Raw genomic sequence first — 273 nt, forward strand, 5'->3', positions numbered from 1 at the left:
GATTTCCATGCCGAACTCAGAAGTGAAACGAAATAGCGCCGATGGTAGTGTGGGGCTTCCCCATGTGAGAGTAGGACATCGCCAGGCTTTAAACATCGCTTTCAAGTTCTCTTTAATTGAGATAACTGAAGGCAAAACTAAAAATTAGCATCAATAGTATAAGACTAAGTTTTAGTGACAATTTGTGGAGAGATGGCTGAGTGGTTGAAAGCACCGGTCTTGAAAACCGGCATACGTTAATAGCGTATCTAGGGTTCAAATCCCTATCTCTCC

Annotated in this window: 1 tRNA gene; it reads left to right on the plus strand. The window is 42.5% G+C overall.

Annotated elements, in window-relative coordinates:
- The first annotated feature begins 186 nt into the window (after positions 1 to 186).
- Positions 187 to 273 (plus strand) — tRNA-Ser (locus IQR33_RS06730).

This window comes from Vibrio sp. OPT46, assembly GCF_015163535.1.
Taxonomy (GTDB): domain Bacteria; phylum Pseudomonadota; class Gammaproteobacteria; order Enterobacterales; family Vibrionaceae; genus Vibrio; species Vibrio alginolyticus.